The 23,640-nt window shown below is 54.5% G+C and carries 25 protein-coding genes and 1 pseudogene; 14 read left to right on the plus strand and 12 right to left on the minus strand.

Features of this window, described 5'->3' with window-relative positions:
* The first annotated feature begins 559 nt into the window (after positions 1 to 559).
* Genes V7028_RS06705 through V7028_RS06715 form a run of 3 tightly spaced genes read left to right on the plus strand, consistent with a single transcriptional unit; the run spans position 560 to position 2,276 of the window.
* Positions 560 to 1,054, plus strand: a complete 495-nt coding sequence (locus V7028_RS06705) for a M23 family metallopeptidase (protein WP_334119316.1) — start codon at positions 560 to 562, stop codon at positions 1,052 to 1,054.
* The gene (locus V7028_RS06710) at positions 1,051 to 1,575 is read left to right on the plus strand and encodes a hypothetical protein (protein ID WP_334119317.1); all 525 of its coding nucleotides are present in this window, start codon (positions 1,051 to 1,053) and stop codon (positions 1,573 to 1,575) included. The genes V7028_RS06705 and V7028_RS06710 overlap by 4 nt, the downstream gene beginning before the upstream one ends.
* An 11-nt stretch (positions 1,576 to 1,586) precedes the next feature.
* Positions 1,587 to 2,276: a hypothetical protein gene (locus V7028_RS06715; protein WP_334119318.1), complete on the plus strand. Its 690-nt coding sequence runs from the start codon at positions 1,587 to 1,589 to the stop codon at positions 2,274 to 2,276.
* 435 nt (positions 2,277 to 2,711) lie between these two features.
* Here the strand turns inward: V7028_RS06715 and V7028_RS06720 are convergent, their stop codons facing one another.
* The gene (locus tag V7028_RS06720; protein WP_334119319.1) at positions 2,712 to 4,343 is read right to left on the minus strand and encodes an NAD(P)/FAD-dependent oxidoreductase; all 1,632 of its coding nucleotides are present in this window, start codon (positions 4,341 to 4,343) and stop codon (positions 2,712 to 2,714) included.
* Positions 4,344 to 4,617: 274 nt separating this feature from the next.
* Between V7028_RS06720 and V7028_RS06725 the strand changes: the two genes are divergently transcribed.
* Entirely contained in the window at positions 4,618 to 5,436 is an 819-nt protein-coding gene (locus V7028_RS06725; protein WP_442918701.1) for an Lnb N-terminal periplasmic domain-containing protein, read from the plus strand.
* A 152-nt stretch (positions 5,437 to 5,588) separates the two neighbouring features.
* On the opposite strand, the gene V7028_RS06730 is transcribed toward V7028_RS06725, so the two are convergent.
* Positions 5,589 to 6,488 carry an alpha/beta hydrolase gene (locus V7028_RS06730; protein WP_334119320.1) on the minus strand — a complete coding sequence of 300 codons (900 nt, stop codon included), beginning with the start codon at positions 6,486 to 6,488 and terminating at the stop codon, positions 5,589 to 5,591.
* Between the two features lie 172 nt (positions 6,489 to 6,660).
* Between V7028_RS06730 and V7028_RS06735 the strand changes: the two genes are divergently transcribed.
* The gene (locus V7028_RS06735; protein ID WP_334119321.1) at positions 6,661 to 8,163 is read left to right on the plus strand and encodes a flavin-containing monooxygenase; all 1,503 of its coding nucleotides are present in this window, start codon (positions 6,661 to 6,663) and stop codon (positions 8,161 to 8,163) included.
* Between the two features lie 15 nt (positions 8,164 to 8,178).
* Here V7028_RS06735 and V7028_RS06740 read toward each other — a convergent pair whose 3' ends face one another.
* Positions 8,179 to 8,427 (minus strand): DUF1653 domain-containing protein, encoded by a 249-nt coding sequence (locus V7028_RS06740; RefSeq protein WP_334119322.1) that lies wholly within the window; start codon positions 8,425 to 8,427, stop codon positions 8,179 to 8,181.
* Between the two features lie 99 nt (positions 8,428 to 8,526).
* Here V7028_RS06740 and V7028_RS06745 point away from each other — a divergent pair, with 99 nt between their 5' ends.
* Both V7028_RS06745 and V7028_RS06750 read left to right on the plus strand, forming a co-directional pair.
* The gene (locus V7028_RS06745) at positions 8,527 to 8,814 is read left to right on the plus strand and encodes a hypothetical protein (RefSeq protein WP_334119323.1); all 288 of its coding nucleotides are present in this window, start codon (positions 8,527 to 8,529) and stop codon (positions 8,812 to 8,814) included.
* 29 nt (positions 8,815 to 8,843) lie between these two features.
* The gene (locus V7028_RS06750; protein WP_334119324.1) at positions 8,844 to 9,413 is read left to right on the plus strand and encodes a YggT family protein; all 570 of its coding nucleotides are present in this window, start codon (positions 8,844 to 8,846) and stop codon (positions 9,411 to 9,413) included.
* A 67-nt stretch (positions 9,414 to 9,480) separates the two neighbouring features.
* Here V7028_RS06750 and V7028_RS06755 read toward each other — a convergent pair whose 3' ends face one another.
* From V7028_RS06755 to V7028_RS06790, 8 genes are all read right to left on the minus strand, one after another.
* Positions 9,481 to 9,960: a glycine zipper 2TM domain-containing protein gene (locus V7028_RS06755; protein ID WP_334119325.1), complete on the minus strand. Its 480-nt coding sequence runs from the start codon at positions 9,958 to 9,960 to the stop codon at positions 9,481 to 9,483.
* A 22-nt stretch (positions 9,961 to 9,982) separates the two neighbouring features.
* Positions 9,983 to 10,939, minus strand: coding sequence for a carbohydrate kinase family protein (locus V7028_RS06760; protein ID WP_334119326.1), 957 nt, complete (start codon positions 10,937 to 10,939; stop codon positions 9,983 to 9,985).
* Between the two features lie 40 nt (positions 10,940 to 10,979).
* Positions 10,980 to 11,768, minus strand: a complete 789-nt coding sequence (locus V7028_RS06765; protein ID WP_334119327.1) for a zinc-ribbon and DUF3426 domain-containing protein — start codon at positions 11,766 to 11,768, stop codon at positions 10,980 to 10,982.
* A gap of 9 nt (positions 11,769 to 11,777) precedes the next feature.
* The gene (prmA, locus tag V7028_RS06770) at positions 11,778 to 12,692 is read right to left on the minus strand and encodes a 50S ribosomal protein L11 methyltransferase (RefSeq protein ID WP_334119328.1); all 915 of its coding nucleotides are present in this window, start codon (positions 12,690 to 12,692) and stop codon (positions 11,778 to 11,780) included.
* A complete protein-coding gene (gene accC / locus V7028_RS06775; RefSeq protein WP_334119329.1) occupies positions 12,693 to 14,042 on the minus strand; it encodes an acetyl-CoA carboxylase biotin carboxylase subunit in 1,350 nt (449 codons plus the stop codon).
* Positions 14,043 to 14,058: 16 nt separating this feature from the next.
* Positions 14,059 to 14,502, minus strand: coding sequence for an acetyl-CoA carboxylase biotin carboxyl carrier protein (gene accB, locus V7028_RS06780; protein ID WP_334119330.1), 444 nt, complete (start codon positions 14,500 to 14,502; stop codon positions 14,059 to 14,061).
* A gap of 211 nt (positions 14,503 to 14,713) precedes the next feature.
* Positions 14,714 to 15,211 carry a TlpA disulfide reductase family protein gene (locus V7028_RS06785; RefSeq protein WP_334119331.1) on the minus strand — a complete coding sequence of 166 codons (498 nt, stop codon included), beginning with the start codon at positions 15,209 to 15,211 and terminating at the stop codon, positions 14,714 to 14,716.
* A complete protein-coding gene (locus V7028_RS06790; protein WP_334119332.1) occupies positions 15,208 to 15,819 on the minus strand; it encodes a UDP-N-acetylmuramate--alanine ligase in 612 nt (203 codons plus the stop codon). The genes V7028_RS06785 and V7028_RS06790 overlap by 4 nt, the downstream gene beginning before the upstream one ends.
* A gap of 62 nt (positions 15,820 to 15,881) precedes the next feature.
* Here V7028_RS06790 and mpl point away from each other — a divergent pair, with 62 nt between their 5' ends.
* Genes mpl through mtgA form a run of 7 tightly spaced genes read left to right on the plus strand, consistent with a single transcriptional unit; the run spans position 15,882 to position 22,962 of the window.
* Complete coding sequence (gene mpl / locus V7028_RS06795) at positions 15,882 to 17,279, plus strand: UDP-N-acetylmuramate:L-alanyl-gamma-D-glutamyl-meso-diaminopimelate ligase (RefSeq protein ID WP_334119333.1); 1,398 nt, start codon at positions 15,882 to 15,884, stop codon at positions 17,277 to 17,279.
* Positions 17,276 to 17,920, plus strand: coding sequence for a YqiA/YcfP family alpha/beta fold hydrolase (locus V7028_RS06800; protein ID WP_334119334.1), 645 nt, complete (start codon positions 17,276 to 17,278; stop codon positions 17,918 to 17,920). The genes mpl and V7028_RS06800 overlap by 4 nt, the downstream gene beginning before the upstream one ends.
* Positions 17,917 to 18,480: a chorismate--pyruvate lyase family protein gene (locus tag V7028_RS06805; protein ID WP_334119335.1), complete on the plus strand. Its 564-nt coding sequence runs from the start codon at positions 17,917 to 17,919 to the stop codon at positions 18,478 to 18,480. The genes V7028_RS06800 and V7028_RS06805 overlap by 4 nt, the downstream gene beginning before the upstream one ends.
* A gap of 8 nt (positions 18,481 to 18,488) precedes the next feature.
* On the plus strand, positions 18,489 to 20,483 hold the full coding sequence (locus tag V7028_RS06810; protein ID WP_334119336.1) for a ribonuclease catalytic domain-containing protein: 1,995 nt from the start codon (positions 18,489 to 18,491) through the stop codon (positions 20,481 to 20,483).
* A complete protein-coding gene (locus V7028_RS06815; RefSeq protein ID WP_334119337.1) occupies positions 20,480 to 21,313 on the plus strand; it encodes an energy transducer TonB in 834 nt (277 codons plus the stop codon). The genes V7028_RS06810 and V7028_RS06815 overlap by 4 nt, the downstream gene beginning before the upstream one ends.
* Before the next feature lie 18 nt (positions 21,314 to 21,331).
* Entirely contained in the window at positions 21,332 to 22,213 is an 882-nt protein-coding gene (gene aroE, locus V7028_RS06820) for a shikimate dehydrogenase (RefSeq protein WP_334119338.1), read from the plus strand.
* Positions 22,214 to 22,221: 8 nt separating this feature from the next.
* Positions 22,222 to 22,962, plus strand: a complete 741-nt coding sequence (mtgA, locus tag V7028_RS06825; RefSeq protein WP_334119339.1) for a monofunctional biosynthetic peptidoglycan transglycosylase — start codon at positions 22,222 to 22,224, stop codon at positions 22,960 to 22,962.
* Positions 22,963 to 22,981: 19 nt separating this feature from the next.
* Here the strand turns inward: mtgA and V7028_RS06830 are convergent.
* A pseudogene (locus V7028_RS06830) lies at positions 22,982 to 23,640 on the minus strand (bifunctional [glutamate--ammonia ligase]-adenylyl-L-tyrosine phosphorylase/[glutamate--ammonia-ligase] adenylyltransferase); the annotation flags it as partial.

Consider the following 23,640-nt stretch of genomic DNA (forward strand, 5'->3'; position numbering starts at 1 on the left):
TCTTCCAATTAGCATATAAACCCGAGAGCGGTTCTAACTAAATTTATCGAACAACAACGGCGATATACATTTATCCGAACATCGTGGATCAAATTTTTAACTTAAATATTTCAAATGGTTGCCAAGCATTGCATGAACTGAATGACAAATAAGCCCTGGTTATCTGCCCATAAACGGTGAGCCTAGCATTCGATTCCGCAGGAGAGAGTTAAGGACAATGCCACTCTATTATTCGAAGTCGGCTTTCGTCGACAATTCAGACGTGTTACCTGTTAGTCCAAATGTCCGCAAAGGCCGAAATCCCGCCCTTTCCCAACTCCTGCTGTCACCGTCAGAACCCAAACACCACAGACATCTCTTCCGTATCTTAAGCACAGTGCGAATGGTTCATTCCCGTGCTGTGAATGTATCAGTAAATCTTGGTCTGATGACTCATTTGTGGTGAAGTAATTGGGGGCTGCAAATAGGTGGGGGGGTGGTAAACGTGGCTCATCCCTCTTTTTGACAGGCTGATCTGGTGGTCTTATTCTCAGATCCTTTTTGACAAAGGTTTTCTTGAATGAAGAAAGTATGGCCACTGCCTCAGTGGAAAAGTCATTTCAGCTACAAGCAACATCCGCGCAGTTTCGGTTCCAAGCGTGCAAAAGGTCGCATACATGCGGGCTGCGATTTGTATGCACCTTTGGGTGCTGAGGTTTTGGCAATTGCCGCTGGTAGGGTAATTTCAGCTGGAAAGTTTTACATGGGTACTTTCGAGGTCAGCATTGACCACGGTGCTTTGGGTATCGTGCGCTATGGCGAAATTACAGTGGCTGAAGGTTTGGGCTTGAAAAGCGTTGTGGAAGCTGGGCAGGTTGTTGGCTATGTTGCTAGCTTGGGTGGTGGTATTCCCCCGATGCTGCACATCGAGCAATTTAAGGGCGGTAAAGTTGGTCCGCTGACCAATCGCGATAATCTTCCTTATCTTAGGCGGTCGGATCTTCTTGATATTACACCGCTATTGGACGAAATGATTTGTTCGCATCTAGGCTCCTGCAAGGCGGTGTTTGCATGAAGCGGAAAACGGTGTTGTTATTTGTAGCGGGTATTTTGTCTGCGTGTCAACCTTCAGAACAATCGTTACCTGATCCAAAAGCTGCGCCTAGCGGGGGTGTCGGGGAATCTGTAACCGTTGTTTTAAACATTGATCCGGTTCAGCTGAAAATTGGTAAGGTTGACGCTCCGCTTTGTGCCGAGGTGGTCGTGGTTCAAACCCCTGGGGTAGCGTGCCAGCAGCATGATTGTGGGACAAAGGTTTTTCATAGCGAGTTAATGGCGATCAAAAAGGGGCAGCGTGCACTTCGCATTTTTGACTGTGAAAAAGGAAATACCAAGCCCCACTTGTTGACAGACCTTGAACCCAGATTTAACAGCACCGCGATATTGGTTTTACAAGATAAGCGAGACGGTGAAAACTTGTGGAACCAGTTAAAAGAAGGCAATGAGTACAAAATAGAACTGGCCACCGAAGCCGCAGAGGGCACGCTTTCCCTGAACGCACAAGGCAAATACGAATGGCACGAGTTGCCAGATTAAATACACCTCACATGAAACATTCAATCGGTTTTTTACTGCTCACTTTTTTAACTGTCACCGCGTTTGCCACACCGCCCGATCCTTTGTCCAAGTGGACGCCAAAGGGCTGGAAGCGCATTGCTTTGGCCACGGGCGATTTGAATGCCGATGGCATTGATGACGCAGCGATTGTGCTCGACAAAATAAGCCATTCGCAAAACAAAGCGGGGCGTTTTCCACCGCGCAGAATGCTGGTGTTGCTTGGCACAACTGGTGGGTTCAAAAAAATATTGAGCCGCGATGATTTGCTGCCAAGCGCGTATCAGGAAGATGCGCCCTGCTGGCTGGATCCGCTACTTGAACCCAATGCGGTGCTGATCAAGGCAAGTACCTTGATGCTGGCATTTCGCCAGGGCACCAGTTGCGGAAGTTACGACACATCCAACGAGCAGTTTTTCTATCAGCTTGAGGACGAACGCCTTCAATTAACGGGTTATGAATTGTTTCAAGTCTCTCGCAGTTCTGGTGACAGTGAAGAAATCAAAGTGGATTATCGCCAGGGCACCTTGAGAACATCTTATGGGCAAAACCTGTTCGATGATACTCAAAAAGCAAGGGTTCGCTGGGAACAGTTGGTTGTGCAGTTGCCTTTGTATCTGGATGAGATGTCGTTGAACTGCGATCCGGAAAAAGTAGCCGACATGCAAAGCTGGTGTGAATAGTCAGCACTTTGGCTCGTCGATTTTAAGTGGAACTTCTTGATCTCAACTGCTACCGAGTAGTTCTATCAACCAGAACCAGCAGGAGAGCAAATGCTTCAATCATCATCTACCAGTGCCCCAGCAAGCCAAACCATGCAAATTTCTGATGCTGATTATGGACATGCATCAAACATGGCGCTTTATCACATGAGGCGATCGGAGTTTGAGCAGTCGCCTTACAGAGTCGCTTGTGACAGGCTTGGGGACGCTGCGGTGTGTGCCGGAACGTTGGGGTGCCTTGTGGTTGTGCCCACTGTAGCTGCAACTGTGGCGTGGCCTGGGGCTAAACTGATTGCATCGGTGACTAGTCTTTTTTGTTGTCTGGCCGCGCCAGTTGCTTACCATAAAGCACGTCGGCCCTATGAGCCAAACCCCCCATCTGTTGAAGAGATGCGATCACGTGAGCGTGGTGGCGGTTAAGCTTCGCGCCACCGCTTCTGCAACTTCAATGCCATCTACGCCAGCCGATAAAATTCCACCGGCGTAGCTGGCCCCTTCGCCGGCTGGGTACAGGCCTTTTACATTCAGGCTTTGGAAGTCGTCCCCCCGCGTGATGCGCAGGGGTGAGGAAGTGCGGGTTTCAACGCCGGTTAGCACGGCGTCGTGCATGTCGAAGCCTTTAATTTTTTTTCCGAAGGCGGGCAAAGCTTCGCGCATGGCGGTGATGGCATATTCGGGCAGTGCTTCTGCCAAATCAGTCATGCGCACACCAGGCTTATACGATGGTTCTACGCTGCCAAGTTCTGTCGATGCCTTGCCCGCAATGAAGTCGCCCACCAGTTGGCCCGGTGCTTCGTAGTTGCTGCCACCCATCACAAAGGCATTCGATTCAAGTGTGCGTTGAAAGGCAATACCTGCCAACGGGCCGCCTGGGTAGTCTGCCGGGCTAATGCCCACCACAATGCCTGCGTTGGCGTTGCGTTCGTTGCGTGAATACTGGCTCATGCCGTTGGTCACCACGCGGTTTTCTTCCGAAGTAGCAGCCACCACTGTGCCGCCAGGGCACATGCAAAAGCTGTACACCGAACGGCCATTGGCGGCGTGGTGCACCAGTTTGTAATCGGCTGCGCCCAGCAAGGGGTGGCCAGCGTGTTGGCCCAAGCGTGCACGGTCGATCAAGCCTTGTGGGTGTTCAATGCGAAAGCCCACGGAAAACGGTTTGGCTTCCATGTACACGCCGCGTTCGTGCAGCCTGGCAAAGGTGTCGCGTGAACTGTGGCCCAGCGCCAGCACCACATGGTCGGCGCGAAGTTCGTAGTGGCTTCCGTCTTGAAAGTTCTCAATGGTCAGGCCGCGAATGTGGCCGTTTTCAATGTGAAAGTCGCTAACCCGTTGCTGAAAGCGGATTTCCCCGCCCATGGCAATAATCTGCTCGCGCATGTTCTCCACCACTTTCACCAGTCGGAACGTACCAATGTGCGGTTTGCTGACCAGCAAAATTTCTTCGGGTGCGCCAGCCTTTACAAATTCGGTCATCACTTTGCGGCCCAGAAAGCGCGGGTCTTTGATTTGGCTCCACAGTTTTCCGTCTGAAAACGTGCCGGCTCCGCCTTCACCAAACTGCACATTCGATTCGGTGTGCAGCACGCGTTTGCGCCAAAGACCCCAGGTGTCTTTCGTGCGCTCGCGCACCGGTTTGCCGCGTTCAATCACAATCGGCTTGAAGCCCATTTGCGCCAGCATCATGGCGGCAAAAATTCCGCAGGGGCCAAAGCCAATTACCACGGGGCGAATGGCGGGGGCTTCCTTCACCCTGGCCACCAAATGGTAGACCATGTCCGGTGCCGGGCGAATGTGCGAATTGGTGGCGAATTTGGCCAGCAGCCGTGCTTCAAGCTGGGCGCTGTGCAGCTCCACGTCCACGATGTACACAAGCAGAAGCTTTTGTTTGCGGGCGTCGTAGCTGCGCTTGTAAACGGAAAAACCTTTGAGTTCTTCAGGCGAAATTTTAAGCGTGCTGTGAATTAACGCTGGCAAGGCGTGTTCGGGGTGGTCGAGTGGAAGTTTCAGCTCAGCGAGGCGGATCATGGCGGGAGTACCTTGTGGATCTGTTTTTCGGATCAAGGGCGTATTTTACATCGCGGGGCAATTTGAAACACGCAGGAAGGAAATTAAACTGGCGTTGTGATCCGTTTCCAACTCCACTAAGCTTAGCCAACACACCTCCATTAAAGGTTCCCATGGCCCGTGTTCTACCCCACGTGAAAGAGGCCGGCGACCCATCCTGATGCGGTGAATGAAGCGATGTCAGGGTTTTTTGAAGAAGGCAGTAAGCCATAGGCCATAAACGCAAGGTATTTTCATGATGCGCTTTTTTCTTGTTTTCATTGTGTTGGCCGTTGGCGGCTTCGCCACTTGGTGGTTTCTGCAAAAACCCAGCCACAACCGGCAATGGGCCGACGATGTTTCCCACATGCTGCATGCGGACGTGAGTGGCGACATGGTGGTGCTGCACAATGTGCGCAATTTTGAATGGCGCACCGACACCGATTACACGCCGCGTTGGGAAACACGCCAATACGATTTAAGCCAGTTGCAAACTGCCGACCTTGTGTTGTCGTACTGGATGGGACCGAAAATTGCGCACACGCTTGTTTCATTCGGCTTTGCCGATGGCCAGTACCTTACTTTTTCGCTCGAAATTCGGAAAGAGAAGGAAGAAAAGTTTTCCGCATGGAAGGGGTTTTTCCGGCAGTACGAAGCAATTCTGGTTGCTGCCGATGAGGCTGACATTGTTCGAACCCGCAGCAATGCGCGCGGCGAAGATGTGTACCTGTACCGTTTGAACATTGCCAACGATCAACTGAAAGCCCTGTTTTTGGCCTATGTTGAACACGCCAGCAAACTGGAAACAGAACCTGAGTTTTACAACACCCTGACCAGCAATTGCACCACCGTGGTGTTTGACATTGCCAAGCAGATTGCGCCCAATTTGCCGCTGGACTATCGCCTGTTGATGAGTGGCTACTTCGCAGAATATGCGCATGAACAGGGTGGTTTGGTTGAAGGTTTCAGCTACGCTGAACTGCAGGAAAAGGGTTACATTGTGCCGCGTGCCAAGGCCATGCAGCCCGGCGAAAACTTCTCGGAAGTGATTCGCCGCGGTGTGCCTGGTATGTAGCGGGGCGTGCAATAAAAGCGTTTAGCAGCCACCTGCCCAGCGTGGGTCGTTAATGTTGTAGCTGCGCGGTTTCATGTAGTCCACATATGAAAGTGGTCATTGTTGTGGGTGTTGAATGTGTCTCCAACACCTTGTACTTGCAGCGGGCTGATTCAGATGCCCTTCACCAAGGGTGAAAAGAACTGGATGATTTTCAGCAAATCTTCCTTGGCCTCGGGCAGAGCCAAATTCATGGTGGGCCAAATGTGCGGCATGCCGGAGCGGGTCAGCAGTGTAATTGTTCCGCCCGCTTTTTCCACTGCGTCGCGCAGCAGCACAGAATCATCCAGCAAACATTCATTTTCACTGGCCGTTACCATCAGCGGTGGCAAGCCTTTCAGCTTCCCCAATAGGGGTGATGCGCGTTCATCTGCAGGGTCGTGGCCGCACAGGTACAGGTTGGCGGCGTGTTCAATGATGTGGGCAGACAGCATACTGTCGGTGGCATCGTTTCCTTCAATGGAGGGTGACAGGCGGCGCATGTCGGTGGCGGGCGAAATCAACAGGCCACCATGGGCGGGCAGTTTGTTTTTTACCGCATGTTGCAACACGGCTAAACTTAAATTGCCGCCAGCGGAATCGCCTGCAACAAAAATCGGTTCGCCAGTTGGTGTGTCTGCCACCAGGGCTTCAAAGGAAGAAATGCAGTCGTCCAGTGGCACCGGGAATGGGTTTTCCGGTGCAAGGCGATAATCCACCATGAACACGCGAAACCCCAAGGCGTTGGCCAGTGCGCCACAGAAGGGGCGGTACATGGGTGGGTGACCAGCCACAAATGCGCCGCCGTGAATGTAGAGCAGCGCACCTTTTGGATTCACCGGAATGAGCCATTCGCCGGGCACACCGCCCAAAGCACCCTTGATGTGTTTCAAACCTTTGGGCACGGGGGCCAGCAGGTTGGATGCGGCCGTGACCATGCGGAACCTGCGCACAAAACCGGCGCCGCTTCCCTTGTAACTTTTCAGGGCAAGGCTGGCAATCTTGTTCATCACTTGGGCTTGAATGGACGGCATGGTGTTCCTTCTCGGCTGTGGGGTTGTGTATTTATAGCACTGCCTGTGCGGCCCGGTTTGATTCGGGTTTTCAATTGACTTGATAAATTCGGACAAATCCGGGGCATGGAAAGAAACGGTGTTTTCAGCGCGGGAAAAATCGGCACAATAAAAAAATCTACACGGAGACACCATGACGATATTCGACGAAGACATTTTGATCATTGGCGCAGGTTTGTCTGGCATCAGTGCCGCATGCCATTTGAAAAAAGAATGCCCTACGCGAATGTTCACCATTCTGGAGCGCCGCACCACGATTGGTGGCACGTGGGATTTGTTCCGTTACCCCGGCATTCGGTCCGATTCCGACATGTTCAGTTTTGGTTTCAAATTCAAGCCCTGGAAGAATGCGCATTTCTTCTCGCAGGGCAATGACATTCGCAGCTATGTGCACGAGGCCGCAACCGAAAACAAGGTGTTTGATCACATCCGTTTTCAGCGCAAGGTCAGCGACGCGAACTGGGACAGCGAGGCTCAGCGCTGGGTAGTCAATGCGGTGAATGAGGCCACTGGCGAGCCCGAGCAATACCGCGCCAAATTCATGATGGCTTGCGCGGGTTATTACAATTACGACCACGGCTACCGTCCCGATTTCCCGGGCGAGAAAAACTTCAAGGGTTTGATTGTTCACCCCCAGCATTGGCCCGAAAACCTGGACTACACAGGCAAGAAGGTGGTGGTGATTGGCAGTGGTGCCACCGCTGTTACGCTGATTCCCAGCATGGCGGACAAGGTGGAACACATCACCATGTTGCAGCGTTCGCCCTCGTATATTTTCTCTCTGCCTTCAGTTGATACGCTTACCAAGGTGCTGCAAAAAACCTTGCCGTCGAAACTGGCGTACAAGCTGAACCGCACGCGCACCATTGGGCTGGCGCACTTCATGTTCAAGGCCAGCAAAAGCAAACCCGAGGTGGTGCGCCGCTTTTTGATCGCGATGATGCGCAGGCAACTGAAGGGCTCGAACGTGGACATCAAACACTTCACGCCCAACTACATGCCGTGGGATCAACGCTTGTGTCTGGTGCCCGATGGCGATTTTTTCAAAGCCTTGCGCAGCGGCAAAGCCAGTGTGGCCACCGACACCATCAAACAATTCGTGGCCAATGGCATTGAATTGAATTCAGGTGATGTGTTGGAAGCCGACATCATTGTGACGGCTACTGGTTTGAATGTGCAAATGGTGGGCGGCATGAAGATTTCTCTGGACGACGAGCCGGTCAACTTGAGCGACAAAATGTTCTACAAAAGCGCCATGCTGCAAGACCTGCCCAATGCGGCGGTGGTGCTGGGTTACACACACGCTTCATGGACTTTGAAATCCGATTTGGTCAGTGGCTTTGTGTGCCGCCTGCTGAATTACATGGACAAGAAAGGCCATGCCGTGGCGGTGGCAACAACTGCCGATGTAAAGCCTGTGGAAGGCTTCACCGTGCTGGGTGGTTTGAATTCGGGATACCTGAAGCGAGTGGCCGACCAGTTGCCGCGCCAGGGTGAAACACATCCTTGGCACAATCGGCAAGATTACTACCACGACACCAAAACCTTGCTGGAAGACCCCGTGGATGAGCCAGGTATGGTTTTCGAGCCCGTTAAGGTGGAAAAGGCGAAGCCGAAATTGAAGGCGGTGGCCTAACCTGATTTGCGGGCGTTAATTGTCCCCGTCCACCCGGGTGAAGCGCTGGGTCATGCGCTCACCCACCTGCAGCATTTCAAAAAACACGTTCAATGGTCGGGTCCAGACAGTGTGCGTGTCGCCGCTGAGCGGGCGGTAAACTACCACAGGGCTTAAGTCGTTTTCCTGAATAGCCTGGCAAATAATTTCATATAGACCGCCTTTGTAATGCCGATAACGTTCCCCGGCTTTCACGCTGTGGGCTTCTTCAGGTACGTGGCTCATGGTGGTCTCCTTCGTTAATGAGAGTCATATTTCTTGAATATTCAAGGTCATGTCGTTAAACTGTACGGCTGTCTTTGAAGAATTGAAAGGAGTTCCCAAATGCCTGCAAGCAAGCGAGCAACTGAGGAAACCAGCAAACCAGTGAGCAAAACAACCACGAAGACCAGCGCCAAGCCTGCCGCTGCTGTAGAGTCCGCTTCCAAAGCACGTGCCGTGGCAACACCGCGCAAACCCTCTAAAACGGCGCTTTCTCCTTCGGAAGTGACGCCCTTGGCTTTGCTTACCCCCAGCAAACCGGCGCGTCGTCGCCGTTCAGGTGCGGCCAAACCCAGAAAACTGAAAGGGGCCACGACCACCTGGCCGTTCCCAACGGGTTCACGTCCTTAACCCACAACCAGCAAACCAATCGCCCCACTATGCTGCTAATCGATATTTTGCGCTTACTGCTGGAAACAGCCGCCAGTCTGCTTACTTTTTGTTTGCTTCTGCGCGCCTTGATGCAGTGGGTGCGTATTCACCCCAGCAACCCCTTGTCGCCCTTTATTTTTTCAATGACGGACTGGTTGGTCAAGCCTTTGCGAAAAGGCGTGCCCGGTTATGGCGGCATTGACTGGGCTTCCATTTTCGGTGCCTTTGTGGTGTCGTTTGCCTTGCACATTGTGTTGGTGTTGTTGTCGGTTGGTTTGGGAAGTGGTGGTCCCGGTGTGGGCACCTTGATCACGTTGACCATTCCGATTGCCATTTTTTGGGTGTTGCGCAATGTGGCTTATCTGTTGATGGGTATTGTGCTGATTCAAGTCATTCTAAGTTGGGTGAATCCTTTCTCACCCCTCGCGTCTATTTTGAACGAGCTTTCCCGCCCGTTTCTTGAGCCGCTCCGCCGCGTGTTGCCCACGATCGGCAATGTGGACCTGTCGCCTTTGGCGTTTCTGCTGATTTTGCAGATCATCATGATGGTGCTGCAAAGTTTGATGCCCGGGTTTTGAACAAAACCAACAGTGCGTGATAAAAAAAGCACCCCGAGGGGTGCTTTTTATTTCGGCAGGTGTTTTTTCAGCGTGTTACCCGTGCGGTGCCACTGCCGCTAACAATCCGAACCCGGTCGCCGGGTCGGAAGTCTTCACCTGCGGCATCCTGAACATAGGCACGAAGTGTGCCGTTGTCCATGCGCACAGTGATTTCCAGACCTGCGCGCGTGGACGCATTGCGTTCAATGGCCTGGCCTGCAAGGCCGCCTGCCACCGCGCCCACAATGGCGCCCACTGCACGGCCGCTGCCGCCGCCCACATTGCTGCCTGCAATACCGCCCACGATACCGCCAGCCGCAGTGCCCACGCCGTTGGTGTCGCCTTGAATGGTGACGTTGCGAACGCTTTCAACGGTGCCTTGCTCAATGATTTGCGCACGACGTGTTTCGCCTTCGCGGTACACTTGCCCGGAACTGCTTTGGGTGGCACAACCTGCAAGCGCTGAAAGCGCAATCAGGGCCATTGCACCGGTGGTTCTAAAGCTGAATTGTACTGATTTGGCCATGATTCAAAATTTCCTTTTAAAGTTACCAGGGTTGATGGCCGAAAGCGGCTGCAAACCTGGACGCAATTTCTTCCCGGCTGTGCCGGTAAGTTTGTGGGCCTTTGGCTGCAATTTTCAAGGAACCCATCAGGCTTGCCAGCTTGGCCGCGTTAACAATGCCCAGGCCTTCAATCAGGCCGTAGAGCAAGCCGCCGCGGTACGCATCGCCACAGCCAGTGGGGTCGGCGATCTGTTCTGCATTAACGCACGGTATATCGTGTCGTTGACCCTGTGCATAAACCCAGCTTCCTTCCGCGCCGCGGGTCACCACCAGCGCTTCAAGCTTTTCAGCAATCTGTTCCAGCGTTGAGCCGGTCCGTTCGCACAACATTTTGGCTTCATAGTCATTGACCGCTGCGAACGTTGCAAGTTCCAGAAATCGGTCCAGTTCTGTTTTGCCAAACATGGGCAAACCCTGGCCTGGGTCGAACACAAACGGAATGCCCGCCGCCGCAAATTGTTCGGCATGTTGCATCATGCCATCGCGCCCGTCCGGTGCAACAATGCCCAGGGCAATGTCGCCTGCATCACTGATTTTGTTCAGGTGCGAATGGCTCATCGCGCCGGGGTGGAAGGCGGTAATTTGATTGTCGTCCAGGTCGGTGGTGATGAACGCTTGGGCGGTAAATTCTTCCTGCACCTGCTTCAGGCAGCTTGTGTCAATGCCCAGGGTTTGAAGGCGCTGAAAGTATCCGCCCGCGTCGTGGCCTATGGTGGCCATGGGCACGGGTTGGCCGCCCAACATGTTCAGGCTGTAGGCAATGTTGCCTGCGCAGCCGCCCCAGTCTTTTCGAAGGCTGGGCACCAGAAAGGCCTCGTTCAGGATGTGTACTTGATCGGGCAGAATTTGATCCTTGAAACGGCCTTCAAACACCATGATGGTGTCGAACGCGATGGAGCCGCAAATTAAAACGCGCTTGGTGTTTGTCGGGGTATTCATGTGAAACAGTCCAGTATTTTAAAAAAATTGGCTTGGCGGTTTATTGGCCGCCCGGGCCTTGGTCGAATAGTTCAAGCCGAAAGCCGGTGGCAGCGCTTTCGGGCAATTGGGTGTTCAATGTGCTCAGGTTCAAGTATGCCAGCACTTCCACGGTTTTCTGGCCCTGGATCAACGGGGCTTCACTGGCCGAGCCTTCATCGCGCAATTGGTAATCACTGGGAGCCAGCGATTTGCTGGCCAGCACCAGCCCTTGGGGGTCAAGCAGGTCCACTTTCAGGTGCGGCCACGCCGTGGGCAAACTGTTCTGGTTGCGCAGTGTTAGGTCTACCCGCAAATTGTGTTCGTCCAGCGCCTGCAGGCCGCTGCCTTCCAGCACCAGGGCTTGGGTGGCTGGCGCTGTGAACAGTCGCTGAATGCCAGGGCTTGCTTCATTTATTTTTGTAGCCAATACAGGCATTTTCTGCAGTAGTTCGGTGCGTTGCCACCACATGGCTTGAAGCCCAAGCGCTAGCAGCAGCGCCACACACGCCGCTTTCAGGGCAGGGCTGCCATGGTTGAAATTAAACAGGGGTTTGGCGGGTGTGGCGTTGGCGAACAGGTCTTCAGAACCCGTGCCGTCGCCACCTGTAAGGTTGTGGTCGCTGTTGCTCTGTTTGGGGCTGAGGTCGAGTTTTTGCCACGCTTCGGTGTCGGCAGATGTTAAATGTTCAATGCCGGAAAACACGGTTTGGCATTGCCCACAGCGCACCTTGCCTTCATGCAATTGCAGTTGGCCTGAGGTGACTTTGAACAGGGTGTTGCAGTTGGGGCAGCGGGTGGCAAGGCTCATGGCGGTGTTTTAATCTGTGGCTTTTTGGCCATGCAGGCACACCCAGCCATCGCGTTCAGCCCACACCGCCAGGTTGATCCACTGGCGGTAGTGTTCAATTACTTCCTCGGCTTGCCGCGCCAACACGCCTGAAAGCACCAATTGCCCGCCTGCTTCAACATGGTTGCACAGCGAAGGGGCCAGCACTTTCAGCGGGTTGGACAAAATATTGGCCACGACCACCGGGAACTGGCGTTTGGCCAACGGGAAATCAGGCAGGCCGCAGGGCATTTCAACGCCATTGTTGCCGGCGTTGTAGGCGGTGCTGTCCACGGCTTGGGGGTCGATGTCCACGCCGATGGCCTCTGATGCACCCAACTTAAGCGCAGCAATGCCCAGAATGCCGGAACCACAACCGTAATCCAGCACGCTTTGGCCTCTCAGCGGAAATTCGCTGAGCCAGCGCAGGCACAGGGCCGTGGTGGGGTGTGAACCTGTGCCGAATGCCAGGCCTGGATCGAGTACCAAATTGATTCGATCATCAATGTCTTGAGGTTCGTGCCAGGAAGGCACAATCCACAAGCGGGCTGAAATGGGAATGGGGTCGAACTGTGATTGGGTCAAACGAACCCAGTCTTCCTGAGGCACTTCGGTGTATTCAATTTCTGCTTTACCCAGCAATTTGGCGGGTATTTCGCCGAAAATCTGCTCACCTTCGGCCTTGTTGCGAAACAGGGCTACTACGTGGTTCAGGTTCCATGCCGCTGATTCAGGTTCCATGCCGGGCTCGCCGAACAGGGGCTGCTCGTCTTCGCTGTCGGCATTGGCATCTTCAAGGCTGACAGCCAAAGCCCCCAGTTCCATGAGCATGTCGGAAACCTCGTCGGCTTGCTCAAAGGGCAGGGTCAGTTTGGCTTGAATCAGCGGGGTGGCCTGTTGGTTCATTTATTTAAACCGTGCTTCAAGTTTGTGTTCAAGGTAGTGAATGCTGGTGCCGCCTTCAACAAAACGGGCGTCTTCCATCAGTTCACGGTGTAGCGCGGTGTTGGTTTTAATGCCGTCCACCACCAATTCCGCCAGGGCTTGGCGCATGCGGGCCATGGCCTGCTTGCGGTCTTCGCCATAGGTAATCACTTTTGCGATCATTGAATCGTAGTGTGGTGGCACGTTGTAGCCGCTGTAAACATGGGAGTCCACACGCACGCCGGGGCCGCCGGGCGCATGCCAGTTCTTGATCGGGCCGGGTGAGGGCACGAACTTGAATGGGTCTTCGGCGTTGATCCGGCATTCCATGGCATGGCCGCGGAATTCGATGTCGCGCTGGCGGAAACGCAGTTTATGGCCTGCTGCAATGCGGATTTGTTCCTGAACAATGTCCACACCGGTAATCATTTCGGTGACAGGGTGTTCTACTTGCACACGGGTGTTCATTTCAATGAAGTAGAACTCGCCGTTTTCATAGAGGAATTCGAAAGTGCCTGCGCCACGGTAGCCAATTTTGCGGCAGGCTTCGGCACAGCGTTCACCAATGCGCTCAATCAGGCGGCGGGGAATGTTCGGTGCCGGTGCTTCTTCAATTACTTTTTGGTGGCGGCGCTGCATGGAGCAATCGCGCTCGCCCAGCCACACGGCGTTTTTGTGCTCGTCAGCCAGAATCTGGATTTCAATGTGGCGCGGGTTTTCAAGGAATTTTTCCATGTAAACCGCGGGGTTGTTGAACGCAGAGCCGGCTTCGGTTTTGGTCATGGTGACCGCATTCAGCAGCGCCGCTTCGGTGTGCACCACGCGCATGCCACGGCCACCACCGCCGCCAGCGGCTTTAATAATGACCGGGTAACCCACCTGGCGCGCAATTTTCACGATTTCACGTGGATCGTCGGGCAATTCGCCTTCAGAACCGGGTACGCAAGGTACCCCAGCGGCAATCATGGCGCGCTTGGCAGACACTTTGTCGCCCATCAGCAAAATGGATTCTGCACGGGGGCCAATGAATACAAAGCCGCTTTTTTCAACGCGGTCTGCGAAGCTGGCGTTCTCGGAGAGAAAGCCGTAACCGGGGTGAATGGCCTCAGAATCGGTTACTTCAGCGGCGCTGATAATGGCCGGAATGTTCAGGTAACTTTCTTTTGAACTGGGCGGGCCAATGCAAACCGATTCGTCGGCCAGCTTCACGTATTTGGCGTCCACGTCGGCGGTGGAATACACCGCCACGGTTTTAATGCCCATTTCCTTGCATGCGCGAAGAATGCGCAGGGCTATTTCGCCGCGATTGGCGATCAGTATTTTTCCAAACATGGTGGCTGCTCCTGTTCTATTCAATGATGAATAGAGCTTGACCAAACTCCACGGGTTGACCGTTCTCGACCAAAATGGCTTTGACCACGCCAGACTTGTCGCACTCAATTTCGTTGAGCAACTTCATGGCTTCAATAATGCAAATGGTTTGGCCTTCTTTCACGGTGCTGCCAATTTCAACAAAATTGGAAGCGCCGGGGCTTGGGGCACGGTAGAAAGTGCCGACCATGGGCGATGTCACCTTGTGTCCGTTGTCCACGGGGGCTTCCGCCGCTGCGGGTGCCGCGGCAGCAGGCGCAGCCATTGGGGCTTGGTGCATCATCTGCTGGGGCATTGCCATGGCGTATTGGGGTTGGCTTTTTACAATACGTACCTTGCCTTCGCCTTCGGTGACTTCCAGTTCCGAAATGTCTGATTCAGCGACCAGATCAATCAGTGTTTTTAGCTTTCTGAGGTCCATTTACTTGCTCCATCCTGGGAGGTTGGTTTTGTGTGGGCCCATTCAATGCGATGGGCCATCTTGTGTGGTGTTGCGCAACCAAGCACTCGGTTAATTGAGCCTAACTTCGCTTAGTGTGCCCTGAAAAACAATTATTTTCCACCTTGGCGGGCATGACTGAACCTTGCTTCATGGTTCGCCCAATCCAAACGTTGCGTGAGCATACCCGATTTTAACGCTGTAGTGCGTTGGTAATAGTACTCATCTGTATTCTGCCGGCTTCAGTCAGTATTTTATTACCATTTTCGTCCAATATGACGGTAAACGGTAACCCTCCCTGTTGGTTGCCCAGCGCCTTGCCCAGTTCGGTGCCAGTCATGCCTGCCAGCACGATTGGGTAATTTACACGTGTTTTAAGCAGAAATTGTTGTACGTTGGCTGGAGAATCGATGGCAATCCCAATCAACTCCACGTTCTGTGCCTGCAGTTGCGGGTACAGGGCATCCAGCTCGGGCATTTCTTCCACGCAGGGGGGGCACCAGGTTGCCCAAAAATTAAGCACCACGACCTTGCCTTTCAACGCACCCAAATCAAGCGAGCCGCCCTGAGGGGTCTCAAAGGTGTACCCACTCAACGGGTAGCTTTGCCCACTTTGTGGCTTCAAGCCAAAGTAAAGGCCGATGGCCAAAGCCAGAATGGCGGAAACAATGGGAATCAGTTTGTTTTTCATGGTGCTTCTGTTGGGCGGATCAGGCGAACAAGGCCTGCAATGTCGGTTTGAAAAAGGGTGCCATCCGGGGTTTGCCGGTTCAGCAGGCCACGGCGCTGTAAATGGCTGGCCACGCCCAGCTGGAACCAGCGCTGTTTCCAGCGAAAGGCCACAGCAGGAAATGATTTACCCGCCAGCAGGGCGTCTTCGCAGGCGTCGAAGTGAATGTTCTGGTTCAAAAGCCAGTAGTCCACTTCTTTTTCGTCGTCTGCGAAAGCAATGATGTGCACATCGGAGTGGGCGCTGCCCGTGCCATTCACGGCGGCACCATACACAATGGGCTCAAACTGCTGCATACCTTGCATGAATTGGAGTGCAACTTCGCGCAATTCGTTCAATTCACCGGGTTGGCTGTCGGCTTGAAACAGGGCTTGGTAGGCGCGAAGTTCGTCTTGAATGTCTTGGTCAGAGGGGAGCCTTTCCCGCGGAATGCGCTGTTTCCCCACCAAGGCTTTCACTGCCTGATTGCGTGCCGTGCCGTAGTCCAGCCCTTCCTCGGCGATAAGCCGGGCTGCTGTCATCGCAATTTCAATGCGAAGTTCGTCTTGCGGGGCGATGAATTCTTCCATACCGGCAGTGTATCCAAATTCACAGGCACTACAATATGGGCTTGTTCTGAAAGGAAGAAAGAATGCACATCCACATTCTCGGGATTTGTGGCACCTTCATGGGCGGTGTCGCCCAGTTGGCCAAGGCCTTGGGCCACACCGTGACCGGCTGCGATGCCAATGTTTACCCGCCCATGAGCACCCAGCTGACCCAGGCCGGTATTGATCTGACCGAGGGCTTTGGCGTTGAGCAACTCACGATCAAGCCCGACTTGTGGGTGGTGGGCAATGTAGTGTCGCGTGGCAACCCCTTGATGGAAGCCATTTTGAATCTGGGTTTGCCCTACATCAGCGGGCCGCAATGGGTGGGCGAACACATTTTGCGCGGCCGCAAGGTGTTGGCCGTGGCGGGCACACACGGCAAAACCAGCACCAGTTCCATGTTGGCCTGGGTGTTGCAGCAGGCTGGTTTGAACCCGGGGTTTTTGATTGGAGGCGTGCCCGGTGGTTTTGGTGTGTCAGCTACACTGGGGCAGGGCGACTGCTTTGTCATTGAAGCCGATGAATACGACACGGCATTTTTCGACAAACGCTCGAAGTTTGTGCATTACCGCCCGTTAGTGGCGATTCTGAATAATCTTGAGTTCGACCATGCCGATATTTTTCCTGATCTTGCTGCCATTGAGACCCAGTTCCACCATTTGGTGCGCACGGTGCCTTCCGAGGGGCGGGTTGTTTGTCCGGCCAACACGGATTCGCTGGAGCGGGTGCTCAAACGCGGTTGCTGGACCCCGGTTGAGCGCTTTTCAGCCGATGGGGCTGAGGCGTCTTGGCGAGCCAGGGTGTTGGGTGCATCCCGGTTTGAAGTGTTGAACCAAGGTGAGGTGAAAGGCTTGGTTGAATGGAACTGGTCGGGCCTGCACAATGTGAACAATGCACTTGCAGTGGTGGCCGCGGCGCACGCGGTGGGCGTGAATGTGAGCGATGCCTGCAAGGCTTTGAGCGAGTTTCCCGGTGTGAAGCGCCGCATGGAATTGCGCGGTGAAGCTGCTGGCGTGAAGGTGTACGACGATTTTGCGCACCACCCCACAGCCATTGCCACCACGCTGGAAGGTGCGAAAGCCCGAATGGCAGAAATTGCTGCGGCAGAGGGCAAACCCACAGGCAGGCTGATTGCCCTGTTTGAACCCCGGTCCAACACCATGAAAATGGGCACTTTGGCGCAAGCCTTGCCAGCTTCGTTTGACGAGGCGCAGTCCGTGGTGTGCTACACCGCGGGCATTCAATGGAATGTGCGAGACACGCTTGGCAGTGTGGGCGAACGCCTTTTCACCAGCGACAATTTGAGCGAGGTGATTGACCGCGTGGTGGCGCAGGCCAAACCCGGCGATTGGGTGGTCGCCATGAGCAATGGTTCGTTTGGCGGCATTCACCAGAAATTGATTGATGCCCTGGCACACGCAACGGGAGCACGTGTTTGACTCCGTTCGTTCTCAACAGCCCCGGCGGATTTGTGCGCGCAGGTGGTGTGGCCGATCTGGTGGTGTACCTGCATGGGTTTCGCTCCTCGTCCAAATCCGTGAAAGCACAGAAAATGATTGATGTGTTTGATCAGGCCGGTTTCAGCAGCCATTTGTGGGTGCCCGATCTGCCCGCATCGCCAGCGCAAGCGCTGGCTTTGATTGAACAGCAGGTGGACGCGCGGCTGCAAAGCAATCCGGGCATGTCACTGACCTTGATTGGAAGTTCGCTGGGCGGTTTTTATGCCACGGTGCTGGGTGAACAACACACGCAAGCCAATGTGGTGCTGCTGAACCCGGCCATCAAACCCTATAACGATTTGCAAGATCAAATTGGCAGAAAAAAAGTTTACTTCTCGGATGAAGAAATTGAGTTTGTGCCCGCTTACCTGGACGATCTAAAGGCCATGGAACGAAGCAGCCTGATCTATCCCGAACGTTACTTTTTGGTGGCAGCCCGCGACGATGAGGTGCTGGATTGTGACACCATGCTGGCGCGTTATCGCGGTGCGCACCAGTTGCATTTGCTGGGTTCCGACCACGCTTTGAGTGATTTTGATGAAGTATTGCCCTTTGTTAAGCTGGCAGTGGGCCTGCAATGAGTGGCCCGGTGGTGTGGACCCGGCACTGCCCGCCAGGCTGGCCTGCTTGGGCCCGCGATTGGGCTGGCACGCAAGGTTCGCTAACCCGGCGTTTGGTGGGCTTGAACAAGGGGTTTAAAGTAGAGCCTGTTGTGCAGGGCAGGGTGCTGGTAAAGCATGGGCCAGGCTTCAGGGGGCAAAGCGGAATGGGCCAAATGATGCGGCAGCGGCTGGTGCGCCTGTATGTGGACAATGCCCCCGTGGTGTTGGCTCAAACCTTGGTCAAAATGGATGGCCCCGTGAACGACTGGCATTTTTGGAGGGGCTTGGGCACACGCTCGCTGGGGTCGGTGCTGTTTTCTGATCCGCAGGTCAAGCGTGGTGAACTATATTTTGCGCGCTTACCCCTAAAGCAGGCGTGGGTTTGGCAACTGCTTGACCCACGGTTGCGAATTGAAATGAACAAGATTGGGCAAGGCCGGGTTTGGTATGCCCGTTGTGCGCGGTTTTCGCGCAAGCCCGAAAGAACGCCGTTGTGGGTGATGGAAGTGTTCCTGCCCCAACTTCAGAACTACCTTTAGGACTGTTGATGAATTTGTATTACGAAGAGGCCGGAGCCTTTAAAGTGGGCCGCGTGCTTCAAGAGCAGGGCAATGCCTTTCAGGTTGAAACCCTGCATGGCAAGCGCACCAAGGTGAAATCCAACAGTGTGATGTTAAAGTTCGATGCGCTGGAATGTGCAGAATTTCACACACAGGTTGAAGTGTTGGCCAAGGAAGTGGACGTCGAGTTTCTGTGGGAATGTGCGCCTGAAGGCGAGTTTGATTTCACCATGATGGCCCAGGAATATTTTGGTGAAAAGCCCACGGTGGTGCAACAGGCCGCCACGCTGGCTGCCCTGCATGCAGCACCGGTGCATTTTCACCGCAAGGGCAAGGGCATGTACCGCGCAGCCCCGCCTGAAATTTTGCAGGCAGCATTGGCTGGCCTTGAGAAAAAACGCCTGGCTGCAGAACAGCAGCAGGCCTGGGCCGATGCACTGGTGCGTCGTGAATTGCCCGATGGCTTTGCGAAACAGGCCGCCACCTTGCTGGTGCGCCCCGATAAAAACAGCGCTGAATACAAAGCCTTGATGTTGGCGTGCACGGCCGCAGGCCGCTCACCCGATGTGCTGTTGATTGAGTGCGGTGCATTTAAATCAGTCCATGAAATGATGCGTGCCCGTTTTGCAGCCATTCATTTCCCGAAGGGCACCGAGATTGATTTGCCGCCCCCCCAGGTGCCTGCCGATCTGGTCGGGTTGCCCGTGGCCAATGTGCGCGCGTTTTCCATCGATGACATTTCAACCACGGAAATTGACGACGCATTCAGCGTGGTGTGGCTGGATGACAACCGCGCCCGCATTGGTGTGCACATTGCCGCACCGGCACTGTTGATTTCGCGTGGCAGCTCCTACGACCGCGTGGCCCGTGAACGGCTTTCAACGGTGTATGCACCGGGTGACAAAATCACCATGCTGCCCGATCAGGTTGTGGAATTGGCCACCTTGGCAGAAGGGCGCACCGTGCCATCAGTGAGCATTTATGTGGAAGTAAGCACTGAAACCGGCGATCTGCTCAGCGAGCCCTACAGCGCAATTGAACAAGTGCCCATGGCCGCCAACCTGCGCCACAACCACCTGGATGCCGCGCTGTCAAAAGAGGTGCTGGAAGACCCTGCACTGAATGAACTGGACGTGGTGGGCGAATTTTTCCCGGCATTGAAAATGCTTTGGAAAAGTTCATGTGTGTTGCGCACGGAACGCGAAATTGTTCGCGGGCAACCCGAAAAACACACCCGTATTGATTTCAATTTTTATGTCAGCGAAGACGGCACTGTCGAGATTCAACCCCGCCGCCGCGATGCGCCGCTCGATTTGCTGGTCGCGGAGTGGATGATTTATGTGAACCGCGAATGGGGTGGCTTGCTGGACGAATGCAAGGTCACCGGAATTTATCGAATTCAGCCACAGATGGGCCGCGTGCGCATGTCCACCCACGCCGCACCACACGCCGGTTTGGGCGTGCCGCAGTACGCGTGGAGCACGTCCCCGTTGCGACGGTATGTTGATTTGGTGAATCAGCAACAGCTTATTTCAGTGTTGCGTCAGGAGCCACCTGTGTATACGGCCACCGACGCGGAATTGCTTTCTGCAGTGAACAGTTTTGATGTCACTTACAAGGCTTACGCCGAGTTTCAGCAAAGCATGGAGCGCTATTGGTGCCTGCGCTGGATTCAGCAAAAAGGTCGCAAACAGTTCGATGGCGTGGTGGTGAAAGACGAACTGGTGCGGCTTGATGACATTCCCCTGTTTGTGCGTTTGGTGGGCGTTACATCGCCTGGCCGTGGCGTGCAGGTGGAAGTAGAACTGGACCAGGTGGACGAGTTGACCCTTACCGTGTCCTGCAAGTTGCTGGCATTGAAGAAAGGCACAGCCACCCGCTTGCTGGACGAAGAGGATGACGAAGAGGAGGTCGAGATTCCCGAGGTTGTTGCCGTGGTCGACGAGGCTCCGCTGGATACTTCCGGAGAACCTCAAGCGTGAACACCCTGCGTGCACCTGTTGGCGAATTGAACTTGAAGAAGGCGCTGGTGCTGTCGGTGTTTTTTCATGCGCTGTTGTTGCTGGTGCATTTTTCAAGGCCGCAGGTTGACACCGCATTCAGCCGCCCGCTTGAAGTGATCCTGGTGAATGCGCAGTCGCAGAAAACACCTTCGGATGCAAAAGTGTTGGCACAAGTGGCGCTGGATGGTGGCGGGCAGGCAGACAAAGGCCGCGCGACCACCTTGCCGGGTCAGGCTGAAGACAAGGTCAATCAGCGTGAACTGATTGCCAGCCAGGAAAGGCTGAAAGAGCTGGAAGCCTTGCAGCGCAATTTGGCGGGTGCGCAGGTGCGTTCAACCCCACAAAATGAAGCGCTTGACACGCGCCCCGGCAATGACCCGAAAAGCCAGCGTGCCCTGGAAATAAAGCGCCTTCAAGCGCAGATTTCAGACAACATCAAAACCTACAACGAGCGACCACGAAAGCACTTTTTTTCCCCCCGCACCTCGCCCTATGCTTTTGCAATTTACGAAGAAGCCTGGCGTGCGAAAGTGGAACAAGTGGGCAATGCCAACTACCCTGATGAATTGAAAGGGCGCATTTACGGCAAGCTTCGTTTAACGGCTTACATCCGGGCCGACGGCACTTTGGAAGACGTGGAAGTGGACCGGTCCTCGGGTTCGGCGGTGCTGGATCGCGCAGCGTTGAGAATTTTGAGAATGTCTACACCCTTTCCGCCATTCCCGTCAGACATGCGGAAAAAGGCAGATATTTTGGCTGTCACCCGCACTTGGGTGTTTAGCCGTGACACCATCAGCACAGAATATTAAGCACATGGAGATTCCCTGTTGAGCGCGTCAATTGGTCCCGTAGAGCGTTATGTTGTGATCGGCAATCCGATTGCGCACAGCATGTCGCCTGCCATTCACGCTGACTTTGCCGCGCAGCTTGGGCTGCCGTTGCAGTACGAACGCATGCTGGCACCGCTGGATGGCTTTGCCCAAACCGTGGCTTCCTTGAAGGCGGCCGGTGTGAAAGGCGCGAACGTGACCGTGCCTTTCAAGCTGGAGGCGTGCTTGTTGGCCGATGCATTGTCGCCTGCGGCGGAATTTGCGCAGGCTGCCAACACCTTGAAGTTTTTGCCCGAAGGCACCATGCTGGCCGACAACACCGATGGCGGGGGTTTGTGCCGCGATCTGGATCGCCAATTGCGCACATTGGGTTTGCGGCTGAATCAATGCCAGGTCTTGATGATTGGTGCGGGCGGTGCCGCCAGTGGTTGCGTGGCAGCCTTTCAACATGCCGGTGTTCAACACCTGACCGTGTTGAACCGAACTGCGACCAAGGCCCGTGAACTGGCCGAGCGTGCAGAGGCCATTGACCTGCCAGCTGCCGGTGGCGGGCTGGACACACCACCATCGCATTTCGACGTTCCCGGCGCGTCTGTGGTTGTTGTGAATGCATCGTCAAGCAGTTTGAAAGGCGAGGTGCCAGTGATTCACCCTGACTGGTTTGAACGTGCAGTGCTGGTCTATGACATGATGTACGCCGCCCAGCCCACGCCCTTCATGCGCTCGATCCGGAATGTGGAAACACCGTGCAGCGATGGCTTGGGAATGCTGGTTTTTCAAGCGCAACTGGCCTTTGAGGTGTGGACTGGCCAGTCCCCTAACGCCCTTGAAACTTTGATTAAAGTGCGGCAAATGTTGCTTGCCAAACCAATACAATAATGAGCGCCATGGCCCACAAGAAAAACTCAACTGTTCGCAAACGCAAGTTCAGCTTAAATCCCTTGGTGTGGTTGTGGCGAATTTTTTTCTGGGGCTTCTGTGCAATTGTGCTGTTGCAGCTTTGGTTTCTTGCGCAAATTGCTGTGTGGACCCACGTGAACCCTAGCAATACCAGCTTCATGCAAACGCGCTTGAATGAAGTTCGCAAAACAGATCCCGGTTTTCAGTTGAAGCAAGATTGGGTGCCCTACGACAAAATTTCCCTGAACCTGAAGCGCGCAGTAATTGCCGCCGAAGACAGCGGCTTCATGCAACACAAAGGCGTGGAAATGGCTGCCATTGAACTTGCCATCAAGCGCAATGCACGGCGTGGACGCGTGACACACGGTGGTTCGACCATTACCCAGCAGTTGGCCAAGAATCTGTTTTTGACCGGCAAGCGCAGCTACATTCGCAAAGGGCAGGAACTGGTGATTGCCCTGATGATTGAAGCCTTGTGGGACAAACGCCGCATTCTTGAGGTGTATCTGAATGTGGTGGAATGGGGCAATGGCGTGTACGGTGCGCAGGCCGCTGCAAAGCATCACTTCGGCGTAAACGCCGTGCAGTTAAGCAGCTACCAGGCAGCTCGCATGGCAGGCATGCTGCCTGCGCCGCGTTATTTCGACCAGCGCAAGAATTCGCCTTTTCTGGCCCGCAAAACAGGCACCCTGCAAAGGCGCATGTACCAGGTCACGGTGCCGAAATAAAGAGCCCAAGCGGAGGCCCCTACCCTAGCAGCGTTTCCCACAGTTCTCGTATCGGCTTTTTCAGCACCATCAGTGCCGGGTCGCTGGTTCGGGACTTGTCAAGCCCGGCCAGTCGCAGTGCATGCTGTTTGGCGCGCAGCTGGCGGTAGGCATCGGCCACATAATTCGCAAGCTCGGCAGGCACCAGGCCCAGTTCACCTGCTTTTTTAAGCAATGCAATATTGCCTGTGTTTTTGGTTAAGTCAGGGTGGGTGTGCGCGTGCCCAAGCACCAGTGCCTGCACCGTGAATTCCACATCCACCATGCCGCCCAGATCGTGTTTTACATCAAACAGTTCAGTGTGGTTGGGGTGGCCTTCCTGCATTTTCTGGCGCATGTTGATCACTTCTTTTTTTACGTCTTCCCAGTTGCGCGGCAGTTGTAAAATTTCTTCGCGCAGGGTTTCGAATTTTTTTCCAATTTCAGCATCGCCCACGCAGAAACGCGCGCGGGTCAGGGCTTGGTGTTCCCAGAACCATGCGCCCACGCCACCTTCGCGGCGCTGGTAGTCTTCGAACGACTTCATGCTGCTGACCAAAAGGCCTGCTTCGCCATTGGGGCGCAGGCGAAAATCCGTTTCAAACAAGGTGCCAGCGGCGGTTTGGGTGGTCAGCCAGCGGTTCATTGCATCCTCACTGG

The sequence above is a fragment of the Limnobacter sp. genome, from assembly GCF_036846585.1.
GTDB lineage: Bacteria > Pseudomonadota > Gammaproteobacteria > Burkholderiales > Burkholderiaceae_B > Limnobacter.